Raw genomic sequence first — 15,211 nt, 5'->3', positions numbered from 1 at the left:
AAATCCGCTTTTGCCCAAATGGGATATCTTGATTCGACCACTTTAGCTGGTAAATTATTTCTCAGAAATCACCTAAGTTGTTGTACATTTAAATTGCATATTTCTGGCCTCGGAGCAATGAGCCACTCATGGTTTGATTATTTGTTGACACACAATTTAAATGCTGAGCGAGCTTATTAGCAAGTTACTTTTTAACTCGCGGGTAATCATAGCAATTTCACAAATTCCTACTACAAACATTGGATTTCTTTACTTATTCCAATACCTGCGCCAGTGAAACAGATTCTCCCATAAATTGCGCGAAAAAGTATTGCTACCCAAGCGCTGCGACTCCCAAAGAGCAGCAGTTTGACCGTTAATTGCCGAAAAACTCGACCAAATATAAGGAAGTTGGGCGATCGCCTCAACCTTCATTCCGTGACGCACAGCCAAAGCGATCGCGTGAATCAACTCAGCAGCTTGCGGCCCCACAATACTTGCTCCCAAAATCTCGCCGTTGCGACGCCCGACAATCTTACAAAAACCCGTTGTATCCCCGGACATTTGAGCTCTTTCAACATTCTTGAAATATTCCCGACAAACAATGAGATCGTCTCCAAAACGGCGCCTTGCTTGGGCTTCAGTCAAGCCAACCCTCGCCAACTGCGGATCGGAAAAAATCGCCCAAGGAATCCCGCGATAATCTATTTGAAACAGGGGCAAAAACAAAGCATTTTTCACAGCAACCGCAGCTTCGTAATTAGCAATGTGAGGGAACGGATAACCCCCAGCAACATCGCCGATCGCATAAATGCGGCGATTAGTTGTTTGCAGCTTTTCATTTAAAATCACCCCCCGAGCGCTGAATTGAACCTTAGCCGCTTCGAGATTTAACGATGAAAAATTGTGCCCTCTACCGGCGGCTAGAAAAATCTCCTCAGCTTCGATCGCCCTTGGCCCAGCTTGAATCCACTTTTTACCCTCAATCACCCTAGCTTGAGTCACCTCAGTAGCAGTGAGAATCCGCACTCCTTCAGCTTCCATTCCAGCTTGCACCAAACCAGCAGCCTCCCGGTCTTCTTTAGCCAAAATGTGCGAACTTTTCACCACCAAAGTGACAGCAACCCCGAGCCGAGCAAAAGTCTGAGCCACTTCGACACCGCTGGGATCTGCGCCGATTACAGCCAAACTTTTAGGCAACTGTGAAAGTTTTGCTAATTCCCCGACAGTTTCCGAAGTAAAAAAGCCAGCAGACGAAAGTCCTTCAATATTGGGAATCGCCGGCAGAGTTGGACAAGCTAGCAAATAACAGAGCGATCGCAATGAACGCCCGCCGACAACAAAAGCCAAATCCGGTTTCGCAACAAACTCGCCGCTGCCAAAAATAACATCGACTCCGCGAGCAGCCAAAACGCCGAGAGAATCAATTTCTGACAAGTTAGAAACAACACCCTCTGCCCACTTTAGAACCCCGTCAAACCGCAATTCGCTCGGCATGGAGGAATTAGCGACTTCCCAGCGAACCCCCAACTGCTGGCGGCTTATCTGCTGGGCAAAACGAGCAGCCTCCCTCAAAGTTTGGCTGTATCTCAAACCAAGGTCGATCGACTCTTTCCCCTCTGTCGGCAAATCTTGCGAATTACTTAGCGGTTCCACCAAAGCAACGCGCGCCGGGAAATTAGTTGCAGTCAAAGCAGCATAGCGTCCGGCCGGAGTCCCACCAATAATCACTAAATCATAGTCAAGCATAAATAAAGAAGTCAGTAGTCATTAGTCATTAGTTAGTAGTTTAGGACGATCCGCGCGGGGTCAGAAACCCGGTTTATTCCTAGATATTTCGCTGCAAAACCCAAGATTTATCATAGAAACCGGGTTTCTTGGGGATGTCCGCTCAAACGACCAATAAAATCGGTTTGTCAACTTTTATTGGTTGTTAACAGTCAACAGTCAACTGACTACTGACAACTATCAACTGACAACTGTCAACTGTCAGCTAACGAATAACTTCGGCAAGTCCAGCAATCAGTCGCAGATTTTCAGCCCTTGAGCGCACAGCCACTCGAAAAAACCGATCGCCCAACTCAGGAAAACTCAAACAATCCCGAATCAAAATCTGGTGTCGTTCCAACAGACTTTTTTGAATCAAAGAAACCGACATTGACGACTCAACCAACAAGAAATTAGCCGCCCCGGCAAAAGGCTGCAAACCCGGTAAATTAGCCAAACCCTCAAATAGCTCTCGGCGAGCCACAGGCAGCCAATCCCAAGTTTGCCGCTCAAAAACAGTATCTCGCACCACAGCAGCAGCAGCAGCAGCAGCCAAAGCATTCACAGGCCAAGGATCGCGCTGCAACTGCCAGCGCCCCAGAATATCAGGATGGGCGATCGCACAGCCCAACCGCAATCCCGGCAGAGAATAGAATTTAGTGAGCGATCGTAAAATCACCAAATTCGGAAACTCCTCAACAGCATCGATCAAAGTTTCCTGCTCAGAAGGCGGTAGAAAGTCCATAAAGGCCTCATCTACCACCACCATACCTAACTGCTTCACATAAGGCAAAATCGCCTCCCTATCAAACAGCAAACCCGTAGGATTGTGCGGGTTGTTCAGGAGTAAACCTCGATCGGCATCGAGAGCAAGAGGAACCGGGAGATGGAAAGAAGGGGAGACAAGGGAACGGTTAGAAACCGACAAATCATCCGTTTCTAATCGGCGAACAGGCTCCGCGTCCAACAATTGGAGATCCAAAGGACATTTGATCACCTTCGCCCCGAAAGCCGAAAGAGCCCGCCAGTAATCGCCAAAAGCCGGAGTCACCAAATAAGTCGCCTCCAGCTTCGACAAATCCCAAGCCGCCCAAGTCAACAATTCCGCCGAACCATTCCCCGGCAAAATCCAATCCGGGTCAACATTCAAAGCCTCACCCAAAGCAGTCCTGAGCTCTCCATAATCCGGGTCTGGGTAAGCCGTCAGACTGCTCAAGTGTGCTTGAATCGCATCCAGGGCCGACTCAGGAGGGCCCAAAGGACTGATACTCGCAGAAAAATCGAGAATAGCAGAGGGAGGGCAGCCTGCCAGTGCGGCTGCCCAAGCTAAATTCCCACCGTGTACAGGTCTAATCAAGACTCAGTTCGCCAGTTATTCCGCGTTTTTCGGCGGTGCAACTCTGTCCTTAAACAACTTCCCTGCGGAAAATGCAGGAACTCGGGTTGCTGGGATTTCCATCTTGTCGCCAGTTTTGGGATTGCGACCCTCGCGGGCTTTGCGTTCCCGCGATTCAAACGAGCCAAAACCGACCAGCGTCACCTTGTCGCCGTCGGAGACAGCTTCCATGATTGCTTCCAAGGCTGCACTCAAAACAGCATCTGCCTGTTTTTTAGTGACACTAGCCTTTTCCGCCACTACATCAACCAATTCACCTTTGTTCATTGCGCACTCCTTCAGGGTTTGCAAAATACGTCAAACAGAGTTCAACTATTAGCTGTGAGTTATCAACTGCATGGGGGTGTGGCTTGGGAGGTTTGGGTTGTTCCCTTTCGCTCCTGTCCGCTTCCCCAATTCAAAACTCCTGCTGAATACTAATTACCCTAGGGTAATTGGTCAGAAAAGGAATTTTTGTTTCTAATTGCTGAAAACCCCACAGCATCTAATTTTCACTGCATTATTCTAAAGTCTTGCCGACCGTTATGGATCGGTGGAACCTTTAATTTATATGGAACTGGGCAACTTTTTAGAATTAATACCCAAAATTAGGTAAAAAAATACCACTTTGGAGAGAAGATTTCTCGCCTCGGTGGATGTGACATCTGAAAAAATGAAAAACATAAAGAATAAAATGTCATTTGTCAAGGGCTAAAGGAAAACTTTTTCCTTCTTCCTTCTTCATTTCCTGCTCTCTCCTTCCCCCCGTGGGGCAGGGCTGTTTCATTCTCCCGAAACCCGCCAGGGACTGAAGTCCCTGTCTCATAGCTGAAGTCGTCTGAAGACGACTGAAAGAGTCATGTCTAGTCCTCTAAAAGAGGACTAATGAGTTCTATAGCCCTCTTTTAGAGGACTTTAGCTTTGAGGCAGGGGTTTCAACCCCTGTCGGACTGAGGGGAAAGAGCGCCAAGTTGACACCAATGCCCTCTTCCCTCTTCCTTCGCTCTACTGCCTCGGCTGGACGGGCTGGCTGCGCTGCAACAGTTGGCGCGCGTCGGGACTGATGTTGTTTTGGTAGCCAAAGTTCGATCGATCGCTATCATCCAAAATCTGCGGAGTCAGCAATACAATCAACTCCGCCCGCTGGTTGGCCTTATTGGTGCTCCTGAACAGCGAACCGATAATCGGCAAATCTCCCAAAATCGGAATCTTGTTCGCTGTAATCCGTTCTTCGTCGCGGATAATCCCCGAAACAATCAAAGTCTGACCGTCCCGCAGGCGAATTAACCCCGATTGCAACGAGCGCTCGCCCAGCAGCCTGATAGTATTGGTGTTCGGGCCCGTGCTCAGGTTTTGGGGGGTGCCCGGTGTCCTGATAATCGGGTTCACCCGCAGAGACACAAAGCCGTTGTCGTCAATCCGGTCGATCGCCACCCCTAACTGCAAACCAGCCCTGTCTTTGACTGCCGTCACCGTTGTGGTACTTGTATTTCCGGTAGTCTGGGTGTCGGACGTGATGTTACTGATCACCTCATCAGTAATATTCACATTTGCCGTTTCTCCTTCTTGAACCACCAAAGTCGGATCGGTCAGGATTTTGGCATTCTGGCTCTGAATAGTTGCCTGCAACGCAGACAGGAACCTCCTGGGATATTGAAACAGCGGGAACAGGCTGAAAGTAGCACTTCCCACAGAAGTTAGCGCTCCAGTGGTTAAGTCTCTCTGAAACGGCGTGTAATCGGTAATCCCAACTCGCGTAGGGTCAGTAGTAACCGGCGCTGTCGGCTGCACGAACAACCCGCCGCCCGGTGCTGTCAGCGGCACGTTAAGTAGCCTGCCGTTCGGATCGTAGAAAGGCTCCCCGACTACTGGGTTCTCGACGATCGGTCGAGAATTTATGCCACCCGTCTCGCCAAACGGCCTGGCAGGAGGGGCGCTGCCTCCAAAATTGAGACTTGCTACTCCGTTGTCATTGACGAAGAAATTGTTATTAATTCCGAAAGAGAAACTGCTGCTAGTGTTGTTGTTTCCCAACAAGTTGATATCGATCACCTTGACGTTGACAGCCACTTGACGGCGGCGCAAATCTAGCTGTGTCAAGAAAGCCACAGCCATATCAACTTTGCGCGGGTCGCCCACCAAAGTGATGGAATTGAGCCGAGAATCCGCCAGCACTGACAGTCCCCTCAGCAAGAGCGGCCCCGTGCCTTCCCTAGCGCCGATCGCCTTAATGTCCGGTTCCCTAATTTCCACATCCCGCGCCGCATTTCCCTGGCCCACGCTTTGAATAGTCACCCGAGTAATCGGCAGTTGAGTTTCCGCGCCTTGAGCGCTCAAAAAGTTAGCTGCATCCGTAGACCGAACTTGATTGAGCCGCAGAGTCCGAATGATAATATTGCGCGAGTCGATCGGCAAGCTAGTCCCTACAAAAATCGTCCGCCCCTGGCGGTTAGCTTGCAGCCCGCTAATCCGCAGCACGTAGTTGAAAACATCTTGCACCGACTCATTTTCGATGTCCAAGGAAATCTTCGGCCCTTCATCGGAGCCTGTCGTTCCCGGTGCGGCCGCGGGTTGGCCGGGTTGACCTGGGGCCCCGCCGCCTGTAAAAGCGATGTTCAATCCCGCAGCGCGGGCCAGCAGAGCTAAAACGTCTCGGACTGGGGCATCCCGCAACACCAAGCGGGGGATGCGTTCTCCCGAACTCAGTTCAATATTTCCCACGCCTGGGGCGATGTTAGACACCGCGATATCTCCCAAGGGCGGCGCCACGGCCCGTGGCTGGAAAGGCGCCGCCTGATTTGTCTGGGATTGTATTTCGCTGGGGAGGGGGGGGCGATCGTTCCTAGTAACAGTAACTTCGGGATTTGGCAGCAGCACGCCTGGGTTTTGCGACGTGCGAATTTGGGGAGCCGGCCGGGGAGCTGTTTGGCTCAGCGGCAGTCCCGGAGGCGGCGGAGGTGCAGTTTGGGCAGACTGTTCAGTCCCGCCCTGTCCGGCAACGCTGAGGACGATGCTTTGGCCTTGTCCCGGAACAATTTGTCCGTTGGGAACTCCGTTGGTGCCCGCCACCACAACGCGGATGCTGTTAGCCTCTACCTGGCTGATTTCTACTGAAGAAATTCCCGGAGCGGGGTTATCTTGACGGAAGCTGTTGCCTTGTGGCAAGCGGAGCTGGGTGTTAATAATTGTGGCTTGGTAAGTATTGCCGTTATTGATGGCGAAAACTTGCGGGCGATCGCCCTTTTCCGTAGCTAGGACAATATTTACCCCATTATTGCCTTGACTTACTTGCACTCCTGTGACTTGAGTCGGCACTGCCAAGACGGGGGCTTGGGCGATGATAACTCCTGCAGCGCTGCATAAGAGTCCTCCACTTAACCGTAGATGCTGTTTCACGTTCTCTCCTCAACTACACTTTGTTATTTGTTGTTAGCAGTCTTTTGTCGCTAGCTGCTAAACTGACTGAAAGATTCTCGATTCAATCCTTTTTGAAAGGAGAAGTTATGCCCTTTTCGATTTTAGATTTTCGATTAGGAATAACTGATGACATAAGGGTTAGAAGCTATCCTACAGTTTCATTATTTTTGGGAACTGATATTAGAAGAAATTAGGTCTAAGATCTAATTTTTGAGTGCCATATAAAAAATTATTTTATGGCATTCCTAATTTTTTGACTTCTACCTTCAATCTTCAAAGTTCTACCTTCTGTATTCTCCATTTTTGTTGTGAAATAGCGACTTGGGAATAATAGCTAATATCCGCCAAACTACCGCTACTTAGCAACAGGACTCGGAGCCGGGATTGGCGCTTTTTCTTCTTGCTTTAACGGCAGCAGCGCGTGCAAGTCAAAAGCAGTTTTAATTTTAGTTGGCGGCTGCTCCACAGGAACTATTTTCCCTTTCAAAAACTCAACTTCAATTGCCTGATTAGATGCTAGCAATTCAGATTTCAAATTCCTCACTACCAACAGCGACTGCATCAACTCCAAGTTACGCATAAAATTGCGGGTTTGAGCGAAAGTGCCTTCAAACTCTACCTTAAATTTTTTGCGTCTGAGCTTGCCAGCCAGGGACGGCCCGAAGGAGGTATCGGCCAGAATATCTGGGTCTGGAGCTCCCGGCGCGGCCGTTGCTGCTGCTGGCGGGATATCCGGCTCAAATTTGGTAATTTTAGCCTTGAGGTCATCTCCTTGCACGCCGGCGTTGATTCTATTAACCAGTTGGGTCATGTCCAGCAAAAGCGTGTTGGCGCTGGCGTCGCTGGCAAACATTGCCGTCACGTTGGCGCGGCGCTGTTTTGCTTCTTCTTGCTTTGCTTCTGCTTCTGCCTTTTTTTGAATTTGAGTTTGCAATTGAAGTTGCGTTTGCTTGCTTTCGCTAAGCTTTTGCTTGAATTCGCCGCTTTTTTGGAATTCGGGCAGTACGAACTGGTAGCCGAGGTAGCCGGCAATTCCGAGACCTAGAACCGCGACGCCGATTGCTTGGACTTGGGGCGTCAGCTTAATCCCGAATATTTCCTTAGCTGAGGACTCTTCTGCTTTTCCGCCGCTGGGAATAAACTCATTTGCTGCTGTCATGGTTTTTTCACCTCTGGTTTTTGTGGTTCTAGCACTCCTTTTTCTTGAAGTGTTTCTATCCGTATTGCTAGCCCGTCTGCTTGCTTGCTCCGCAGCTCGGGGAGCAACTCGGAGGCTCCCGTCGGGCTGAGTGTTGTTTCAATTTTATATTCCACCACCGGCCGCAGTTTGGGAAGTTCTGCTGGTGCTGCTGCGTTTTGGTTGCGCACTTGTAATTGTGCGGGGTTGTTTTTTAATGTGGCCGCTACCAGTTTGGTATCGGTGTTGAGGAAGAAAGGAGAGCGCTGGACTAGCAACATAAAGTCGTTAACTTGAGCAAAGGTACTGGCTATCCCTGAAATTTGTACTTTTGCTGCTGCCTGCTGCTGCGGCGGAACGACGGGGGCGGGAGCAGCAGCCGGGGTGGGGCTGGCTGGAGACGGACTCGCCCCCGGGGAGGCAGCGGGAGTTGCTGCGGGGGGAGGGGGTGCTGCTGCAACGGGGGACGGACTGGGGTCGATTTGCTCGATTTTGGCAATTTGCACTCCCGCCGGAGTGCGGGCACTCAGGTCTTGCAGCATCGCCGACCAAGGTTTAATTTGGTCGAATACTCCGGCTAATGCTTTGTATTCGGCGGTAACTTGGTCGGTTTCGGCGTTGATGGCTTTGATGGTGTTGGCTTGAGTGTTTAACTTTGCTAGTTCTTCGTCGATGGTTGCTTGTTGTGCGGCCAAGTTGGTATTGTCGTTAGTCGCCCACCACCAAGCGCCCATGACTGCGGCGTTGAGGCCGAAGGCAAACAGCAGCGCCCCAATTAGGGGCAGTTGGTCTTTGGCTCCACCGGAACTTTTTTTAGCTGAGCTTTTGGCTGCTGCGACAGGTTTGTAGTCCGGCCGGTCGTTGAGAAAATTAATATCTAGGCTGTACATGGCTTCACTCGATTTTATAGCAGAAGGTAGAAGGTAGAAGGCAGAAGGTAGAAGGTAGAAGGTAGAAGACACTAAGGAAGAAGGTAGAAGACACTAAGGAAGAAGGTAGAAGTAAGAAGGAATCGAACGCTTATGTTTCAGCAATTAAGAAGGTCCTAACTGTCTTGGCTGTTGCTATAGATTTAAATTTGAAATTTTAGATTTTTGACAGAACCCAAGATTGCTGGTACAAGTGAAGGATTTATTTAGGGAAGAAAGAAACAACTTTCTTCCTTCTACTGAAGGAATGGGCTGCTTCTACCTCAGAGATATTCTACCTTTTACCTTCTACCTTCTACCTCCAATATTCTACCTTCTGCTTTCTGCCTTCTTCTTTGGGCAGGGGTTTTTACCTAAAATTCTCAAATCGGTTTTTCTCCCATCTAAAACTGTTAGGTCACATCACCTCCCTCAGTCCTAAACCTAGGGCGACTCCTAAACCTGCTCGCTGTTCTGGGGTAATTTCTTCGCTGATTTCGAGTCCTAGGGTTTCGATGGGATCGACTTGAGATGCCGGCAAGCTTAATCTTTGCATGAAAAATTCGTCTAGTTTGCCGATCGCAGCTCCAGGACCCGCTAACAGCAGTTGCGCTACTTCAAGTTCTTCGCTCTGGTTGAGGTAAAAGTCTACTGAGCGGCGCAGTTCGTCTGCTAGTTCTCCCAATACTTTAATCATCGCATTTGTGCCGGGATTGGCGTCTCCCGACGCGCCCATTGTATCTGTGACTGGCAGAGTCATGCCTTGCAGTTCGCTGGTGTCTCTGGTTGGCGGCAGGTTCATAGCTTGGTTGAGGGCGGTCTGGATTTGGTAGGTGCCGATCGGGATGGTACGGTTGAACTGAGGTATGCCGTCCACTACTATAGCTAACTCGGTGCTGTCAAATTCTATGGCGGTGAGAACTGCTGCTTCTTGGGAGGAAAATTGTTGCAGTTGTTCTTTGAGGGTGCGGATTAAAGCAAAGCTGGTTACTTCTAGTACGTCTATAATCAGTCCGGCTTCTTTGAAGGTTTCGATGTATGTGTCGGTAACTTCTCTGCGGGTTGCTACTAACACGACTTGCACTTTTTCTACTCCGTCGTCATCTACAAAAAGGCCTATTTTTTGATAGTCTACGTCGGCGTCTTCTCTGGGAAACGGCAAGTACAGTCCTGCTTCTGCGTTCATGTAATCCCGCAGTTCTTCCTCGTTGAGCTCTGCGGGAACAGGGATTAAGCGGATGACGGCTTCGCGGCCGGGAATGGCTGTGGCTACTCGCTTGGCTTTGATTTTGTTTTCGGCGAGGACGGCTTTTATTAGTTCTGCCATTCCTGGCGGATCGACTATTTGTCCTTCTTGTACATAGTCTTCTGGAACTTCTATTGAGGCTAGGATGCCTAATTTTAATGCCTGAGCTTTCTTTTCGAGCTGAATGATGTTGATGCGGTCTGGGGCTATTTCGATCCCGATTCCTGGCTGGCGTTGGGAAAGTAGACCTTTGAAAAAGTTAACCATGTGATTGGGTCGCCGGTAATTGCTATTTTTTTCTTTTGTAGTTGGCCAGCCTGATTCAGCGCGCCCGGTGTTGGAGGGTTGGTTTCCAACTGCCGAAAGAGTGCTGCAATCTCGGTATCCCGCCGTAGCTGCGCTGCTCCGTCTGTGTTGCGCGATCGCTAGTTCCGATTTTATGCTATCCAATTTACTTGACAATAGCTATTCTGCTGCGAATGTCAATAAATTCCAGCTCGATCGACCGAAAACCTGCCGATTCTGCACAAAAACAGACTATCTCGCTCCTGGGCCCAGGTACAAAACTCTGTTACTGACTCGATCGCGCTTGATTCGGGCGATCGCTTTTTTCTCTAACGGTTCCCATAACTCTCAAATTTTATTCTATGAAACGTAAATCTTGGCAACTGTTTGCTGTTTTTGGGCTGGTGGGGCTGCTGCTGGCTGCGGTGGTGAGTTGCAGCAAGCCGGCTGTTAATTCCCAGGCAAATAATACGCAGGAAATCGAGTTCTGGACTATGCAGCTTCAACCTCAGTTTACTGAGTATTTCAACAAGACGATCGCCGGTTTTGAAGCGGAAAATCCGGGGGTGAAGGTGCGTTGGGTGGACGTTCCTTGGTCGGCGATGGAAAGCAAGATTTTGGGCGCGGTTTCGGCGAAAACTGCGCCGGATGTGGTGAACCTAAATCCCGATTTTGCTTCGCTGTTGGCGGGACGCAATGCTTGGCTGGATTTGGATTCTCGGATTCCGCAGCAAGTTCGATCGCTCTATCTCCCAAATATCTGGAAAGCTAGTATGCTCGACGGCAAGAGTTTTGGCATTCCTTGGTATCTCACGACTGGGGTGACAATTTACAATACGGAGTTGTTAAAGAAGGCTGGAATTGCTAAGCCTCCGGCTACTTATGCCGAGTTAGCACAGGTTGCGAAGCAGGTAAAGGAGAAGACTGGTAAGTTTGCTTTTTTTGTGACTTTTGTGCCGGAAGATTCGGCGGAAGTTTTGCAATCTTTCGTTCAGATGGGTGTGCCTTTGGTTGATGCTAAAGGCAAGGCGGCTTTTAATACTGCTAATGGCAAAGCTGTTTTTCAGTATTGGGTAGATTTGTACAAGGGCGGACTTTTGCCGCAGGATGTTTTGGTGCAGGGACATCGCAGGGCGATCGAGCTTTATCAAGCTGGGGAAACTACTTTGTTAGCTTCGGGGCCTCAGTTTTTAAAGGCGATTTCTGAGAATGCGCCGAGTATTGGTGCTGTTTCGGCTGCTGCGCCTCAAATTACGGGGGAAACCGGCAAGAAGACTGTGGCGGTGATGAATTTGGTTGTGCCCCGCGACAGCAAGCGCCCTGATGATGCCGTCAAGTTTGCTCTGTATGTCACTAATTCTCAAAATCAGTTGGCTTTTGCAAAGGCTGCTAATGTTTTGCCTTCTACGGTTGAGGCTTTGCAGGACGGTTATTTTAAGAGCGTTCCCGCTGATGCTCCCGCAGCCGATCGAGCTCGCGTTGTTAGTGCTTCTGGGTTGAGTTCCGCCGAGCTATTGATTCCGCCTTTGAAGGATGTTAAGAAGCTGCAAAAGGCGATTTATGACAATTTGCAAGCGGCAATGTTGGAGGAGAAGTCGGTAGATCAAGCTGTGGCTGATGCCGCTAAGGCTTGGGATCAAAGGTAGTTTTTAATTGAAGCTGGGGCGGGATTTTTTTTTCGATCGCCCCTTGCTTTTTTCTACAACTTGACGTATTATTAAATAATGGGAATATGTGCCGCCATATATATAAGCATATATAAGCTTTTAAGTTATTATCGAATGATGAAATTACCGCCTCTTGACAATGCGGAGTCGGAGAAAAACTCTTGATAAGTCAATCACGACTATTTGAGAGGTAAATCTTTGTTGATAAGAACGATCGTTCATCCCATAAACCGAGTTTATTTATCCCGTGCGATCGCCTTTCTCAATGCAGCTTGATTGATAATTTGTAGGAAGATAGCCGGAATTCCTCAAATATTCAGAAATTTGACTCGTGTTAAAATCGAAGCTCAGATCGGAATAGGAGAAAATTCTTATGCCAGCGATGACACTCAAAGATTTAAACCAAGTTCAAACCCTTTTTTCAGAAGCGGGTTTAGATTACAAAATTGAACTAGAAGACGGGAGACTTTCAATTGTGGGGCCATCAGACATCGTATCCAGTGAAATCAGCAGTATTTTGATTCGCTTGCTGGGTAACTGGGTTTATCCCCGTCGCTTGGGGAGAGTCTTTGACTCCGCAGGCGGTTTCATCATGCCGGATACGAATGTCAAAGCACCGGATGTTTCTTTTGTGCGCGCCGCCCGCTTGCGCCAAAGTCCGCGTTATTTTGGAGAACTTGTCCCCGATTTGGTGGTTGAGATTAAATCTCAGAGTGATCGCATTAAGCTTATAGAAACCAAGGTTTTGAAGTTTATAGAATTGGGTGCGATCGTCGGAATTCTGATCGATCCTGATGAAGAAACAGTGACTATTTATCGCTCGACAGGTGAACCGACTGTTTTAGGAAATGGCGATATATTAACAGTAGCAGAACTTTTTCCCGGTTGGGAATTGCCCGTTTCGGAATTGTGGCCTCCAATCTTTACTGAGGAAGAAACACAATTCTGATGCGTTTAAGCTTGGGATTGTTGTTGTTGCAGAAAATATCCGACGAGATAAAGCGAACCGCAAAGGATTGTTAGGTTGTCACCTGTAACAGCAGCATCTAAAGCCGTTGTTAAGTCGGAGAAGGCTTGACAGAGTGTTAATTCCGGGCAGATAATTTGAGCTAGGGTGGCTAATTCTGCGGGGAATGATGAGTTTTGATCGGGTACGGGTACTAAGTAAAGTCGATCGCCCTTTTTCAGTAATGCTTTCAAAATATCATCGCAGTCTTTAGTCGCAAGAATGCCGATTACCCAGTTAATCGGTGACGGGTGATTGTTCAGGCGATCGACATATTCACGCAGGGCGATCGCTGCGGCGGGGTTGTGCGCGCCGTCAATTAATAGTTTGCGGTTTTTCCAAGTTGTCTGCTGGAGTCTTCCGGGCCATTGGGTTTTGGCGATACCGTTTTCGAGGGCGGTTGGGGAAATTTGCCATCCTTGGTTTTGAAGAGTTTGCAAAGTTGCGATCGCAATTGCTGAATTCATTAGTTGAATTTTTCCCAGCAGCGGCAATTGATATTTTATTTTAACCGCATTTTGATTTAACTGATATTCTGCGAATCCTTGTCCTAAATCTATTGCTGGTTTTACCCAAGTTGCCGGACAGTCTAATTCTTGAATGCGTTTTTCTACTACTATTCTAGCTGATTCTGGCAATTCTCCGATCACGGCCGGACATTTTGCTTTAAGAATTCCCGCTTTTTCCCCAGCAATATCGGCGACAGTGGGACCGAGTATTTGCCAGTGTTCGAGACTAATAGAAGTAATGACGCTAGCGAGAGGTGTTTCGCAAACGTTAGTCGCGTCTAATCTACCGCCCAATCCAGTTTCTATGACTGCGATGTCTGTTTTTTGTTCGGCGAAATACAGCCAAGCTGCTGCGGTGATTATTTCAAATTGAGTGGGAGTTTCGGTGTTGTTTTCGGTGGCGGCGACAACTCGTTCTAGACACTGTTGCAATGCTGTTGGGGCAATCGGTTTTTGGTTGATGCAAATTCTTTCTGTCCAATCGATTAGGTGCGGGGATGTGTAGCGCCCGACTCGATAGCCCGCTTCTGTTAGTACGGAAGAGACATAAGCGCAAACGGAACCTTTGCCATTGGTGCCGGCAATGTGGATAATGGGTACTTGTTGGTGGGGGTTGTCTAGTTTTTGGAGAAGTTGGTGAATTCTTTCTAAGCCGAGATGGACGCCGAAATGTTGGTAAGATTGAAGGATGGATTCTGCATTCATTGAGGATTATTGGATTTTTTAACGAATCGCGAAGGCGCGAAGGAAGAGAGGAGATAGATGTCGATTGGTATGAATATTATTTCTCTATTTTCGGGTTGTGGCGGATTAGATTTGGGTTTTCGCTTAGCTGGCTTTAATCCGGTTTGGGCGAATGAATATGATAAGTCTATTTGGGATACGTATAATTTCAATCATCCTGAAACTATTTTAGATCGCAGAGATATCAGAAAAATCAAATCTGATGAAATTCCCAACTGTATTGGGATAATCGGCGGCCCTCCTTGTCAAAGTTGGAGTGCGGCCGGCGCTAAACGAGGGATTGATGACAGTCGGGGTCAACTTTTCTGGGAGTATATCAGAATTGTGCGGGACAAGCAGCCTTTGTTTTTTTTAGCTGAGAATGTTAGCGGTATCTTAGCTCCCAGAAACAAGGAAGCTTTTACTCATATATTATCGCAGTTTGAGGAGATCGGGTATCGGGTTTCGTACAAGTTGTTGAATGCTAAAAATTTTGGTGTTCCGCAAGATAGGCAAAGGGTGATTGTTGTTGGCTATCGGGAAAATCTCGGTTTTGGTTTTGAGTTTCCCGAACCTGGGAATGAGATTTTGACTTTAAGAAATGCGATTTCTGATTTGGAGTCGATCGCCCCAATTCCAATTAAAGGTAAAGTAGATAACTATCACCCGTTTATTCCCAATCACGAATGTGCCGATTTGGGATTTTCCAGTATTTATATGTCGCGAAATCGAGTGAGAAGTTGGTCGGAACCTTCTTTTACAATTCAGGCGAGCGGCCGACACGCACCTCTCCATCCTCAAGCTAATAAAATGATTTTAGTTGCTAAGGATAAACGCATTTTCGATCCTAATTCGCCTCAGCCTTACCGCAGATTGTCTGTCAGGGAATGTGCTAGAATTCAGACTTTCCCGGATCAGTTTATTTTTAAGTACAAGCAGATTGCTGATGGATATAAAATGGTGGGTAATGCTGTTCCTGTGAATTTGGCTAGAAATTTGGCGAGTAAGATTTTTGAAGATATTGTCATAGGGAATCGGGAATCTGGCATCGGGAATCGGGCATTATCTTTATTATCTGGAGTTTAGACTAAAAAACGATCGCATCTAAAAGTACCTGCCTTTCAACACCGGGCAAGTTATTGCTCAACAATT

At 48.2% G+C, this 15,211-nt stretch carries 13 protein-coding genes; 5 read left to right on the top strand and 8 right to left on the bottom strand.

Annotated elements, in window-relative coordinates; all coding sequences use genetic code 11:
- Positions 1-180 (top strand): hypothetical protein (locus QUA13_RS28260; RefSeq protein WP_333203884.1); only part of this gene is annotated, 180 nt, incomplete at its 5' end.
- 69 nt (positions 181-249) lie between these two features.
- On the opposite strand, the gene QUA13_RS28255 is transcribed toward QUA13_RS28260, so the two are convergent.
- From QUA13_RS28255 to pilM, 7 genes are all read right to left on the bottom strand, one after another.
- The gene (locus tag QUA13_RS28255) at positions 250-1,728 is read right to left on the bottom strand and encodes an NAD(P)/FAD-dependent oxidoreductase (protein ID WP_333203883.1); all 1,479 of its coding nucleotides are present in this window, start codon (positions 1,726-1,728) and stop codon (positions 250-252) included.
- A gap of 244 nt (positions 1,729-1,972) precedes the next feature.
- Entirely contained in the window at positions 1,973-3,103 is a 1,131-nt protein-coding gene (cobD, locus tag QUA13_RS28250; RefSeq protein ID WP_333203881.1) for a threonine-phosphate decarboxylase CobD, read from the bottom strand.
- Between the two features lie 15 nt (positions 3,104-3,118).
- Complete coding sequence (locus tag QUA13_RS28245) at positions 3,119-3,409, bottom strand: HU family DNA-binding protein (protein WP_172186158.1); 291 nt, start codon at positions 3,407-3,409, stop codon at positions 3,119-3,121.
- A 717-nt stretch (positions 3,410-4,126) separates the two neighbouring features.
- Complete coding sequence (locus QUA13_RS28240; protein WP_333203878.1) at positions 4,127-6,517, bottom strand: AMIN domain-containing protein; 2,391 nt, start codon at positions 6,515-6,517, stop codon at positions 4,127-4,129.
- A 376-nt stretch (positions 6,518-6,893) separates the two neighbouring features.
- Positions 6,894-7,697: a pilus assembly protein PilO gene (locus tag QUA13_RS28235; RefSeq protein ID WP_333203876.1), complete on the bottom strand. Its 804-nt coding sequence runs from the start codon at positions 7,695-7,697 to the stop codon at positions 6,894-6,896.
- A complete protein-coding gene (locus tag QUA13_RS28230) occupies positions 7,694-8,605 on the bottom strand; it encodes a PilN domain-containing protein (protein WP_333203874.1) in 912 nt (303 codons plus the stop codon). Before QUA13_RS28230 ends, QUA13_RS28235 begins: the two co-directional genes overlap by 4 nt.
- Positions 8,606-9,041: 436 nt before the next feature.
- Positions 9,042-10,136, bottom strand: coding sequence for a type IV pilus assembly protein PilM (gene pilM, locus QUA13_RS28225; RefSeq protein WP_333191571.1), 1,095 nt, complete (start codon positions 10,134-10,136; stop codon positions 9,042-9,044).
- Between the two features lie 100 nt (positions 10,137-10,236).
- On the opposite strand from pilM, the gene QUA13_RS28220 reads away from it, so the two are divergent.
- The 3 genes from QUA13_RS28220 (at position 10,237) to QUA13_RS28210 (ending at position 12,770) form a co-directional block, all read left to right on the top strand.
- Complete coding sequence (locus QUA13_RS28220; protein WP_333203872.1) at positions 10,237-10,527, top strand: hypothetical protein; 291 nt, start codon at positions 10,237-10,239, stop codon at positions 10,525-10,527.
- Entirely contained in the window at positions 10,517-11,800 is a 1,284-nt protein-coding gene (locus tag QUA13_RS28215) for a sugar ABC transporter substrate-binding protein (protein ID WP_333203870.1), read from the top strand. Before QUA13_RS28220 ends, QUA13_RS28215 begins: the two co-directional genes overlap by 11 nt.
- A 394-nt stretch (positions 11,801-12,194) precedes the next feature.
- The gene (locus QUA13_RS28210) at positions 12,195-12,770 is read left to right on the top strand and encodes a Uma2 family endonuclease (RefSeq protein ID WP_333041257.1); all 576 of its coding nucleotides are present in this window, start codon (positions 12,195-12,197) and stop codon (positions 12,768-12,770) included.
- Between the two features lie 5 nt (positions 12,771-12,775).
- Here the strand turns inward: QUA13_RS28210 and QUA13_RS28205 are convergent, their stop codons facing one another.
- Complete coding sequence (locus tag QUA13_RS28205) at positions 12,776-14,041, bottom strand: folylpolyglutamate synthase/dihydrofolate synthase family protein (RefSeq protein WP_333203869.1); 1,266 nt, start codon at positions 14,039-14,041, stop codon at positions 12,776-12,778.
- A gap of 69 nt (positions 14,042-14,110) precedes the next feature.
- Here QUA13_RS28205 and QUA13_RS28200 point away from each other — a divergent pair, with 69 nt between their 5' ends.
- On the top strand, positions 14,111-15,145 hold the full coding sequence (locus QUA13_RS28200) for a DNA cytosine methyltransferase (RefSeq protein ID WP_333203867.1): 1,035 nt from the start codon (positions 14,111-14,113) through the stop codon (positions 15,143-15,145).
- Positions 15,146-15,211 lie beyond the last annotated feature (66 nt).

The organism is Microcoleus sp. S28C3 (assembly GCF_036700785.1).
In the GTDB taxonomy this organism is placed as follows: domain Bacteria; phylum Cyanobacteriota; class Cyanobacteriia; order Cyanobacteriales; family Microcoleaceae; genus Microcoleus; species Microcoleus asticus.
The sequence above is the reverse complement of the archived record's forward strand: the minus strand, read 5'-3'. Positions and strand labels throughout refer to the sequence as shown.

Bases quoted from the DNA above. Each gene is read 5' to 3' on its own strand.
- QUA13_RS28255 (WP_333203883.1), bottom strand. From the start codon at position 1,728: ATGCTTGACTATGATTTAGTGATTATTGGTGGGACTCCGGCCGGACGC.
- QUA13_RS28245 (WP_172186158.1), bottom strand. From the start codon at position 3,409: ATGAACAAAGGTGAATTGGTTGATGTAGTGGCGGAAAAGGCTAGTGTC.
- QUA13_RS28235 (WP_333203876.1), bottom strand. From the start codon at position 7,697: ATGACAGCAGCAAATGAGTTTATTCCCAGCGGCGGAAAAGCAGAAGAG.
- QUA13_RS28230 (WP_333203874.1), bottom strand. From the start codon at position 8,605: ATGTACAGCCTAGATATTAATTTTCTCAACGACCGGCCGGACTACAAA.
- pilM (WP_333191571.1), bottom strand. From the start codon at position 10,136: ATGGTTAACTTTTTCAAAGGTCTACTTTCCCAACGCCAGCCAGGAATC.
- QUA13_RS28215 (WP_333203870.1), top strand. From the start codon at position 10,517: ATGAAACGTAAATCTTGGCAACTGTTTGCTGTTTTTGGGCTGGTGGGG.
- QUA13_RS28210 (WP_333041257.1), top strand. From the start codon at position 12,195: ATGCCAGCGATGACACTCAAAGATTTAAACCAAGTTCAAACCCTTTTT.
- QUA13_RS28205 (WP_333203869.1), bottom strand. From the start codon at position 14,041: ATGAATGCAGAATCCATCCTTCAATCTTACCAACATTTCGGCGTCCAT.
- QUA13_RS28200 (WP_333203867.1), top strand. From the start codon at position 14,111: ATGAATATTATTTCTCTATTTTCGGGTTGTGGCGGATTAGATTTGGGT.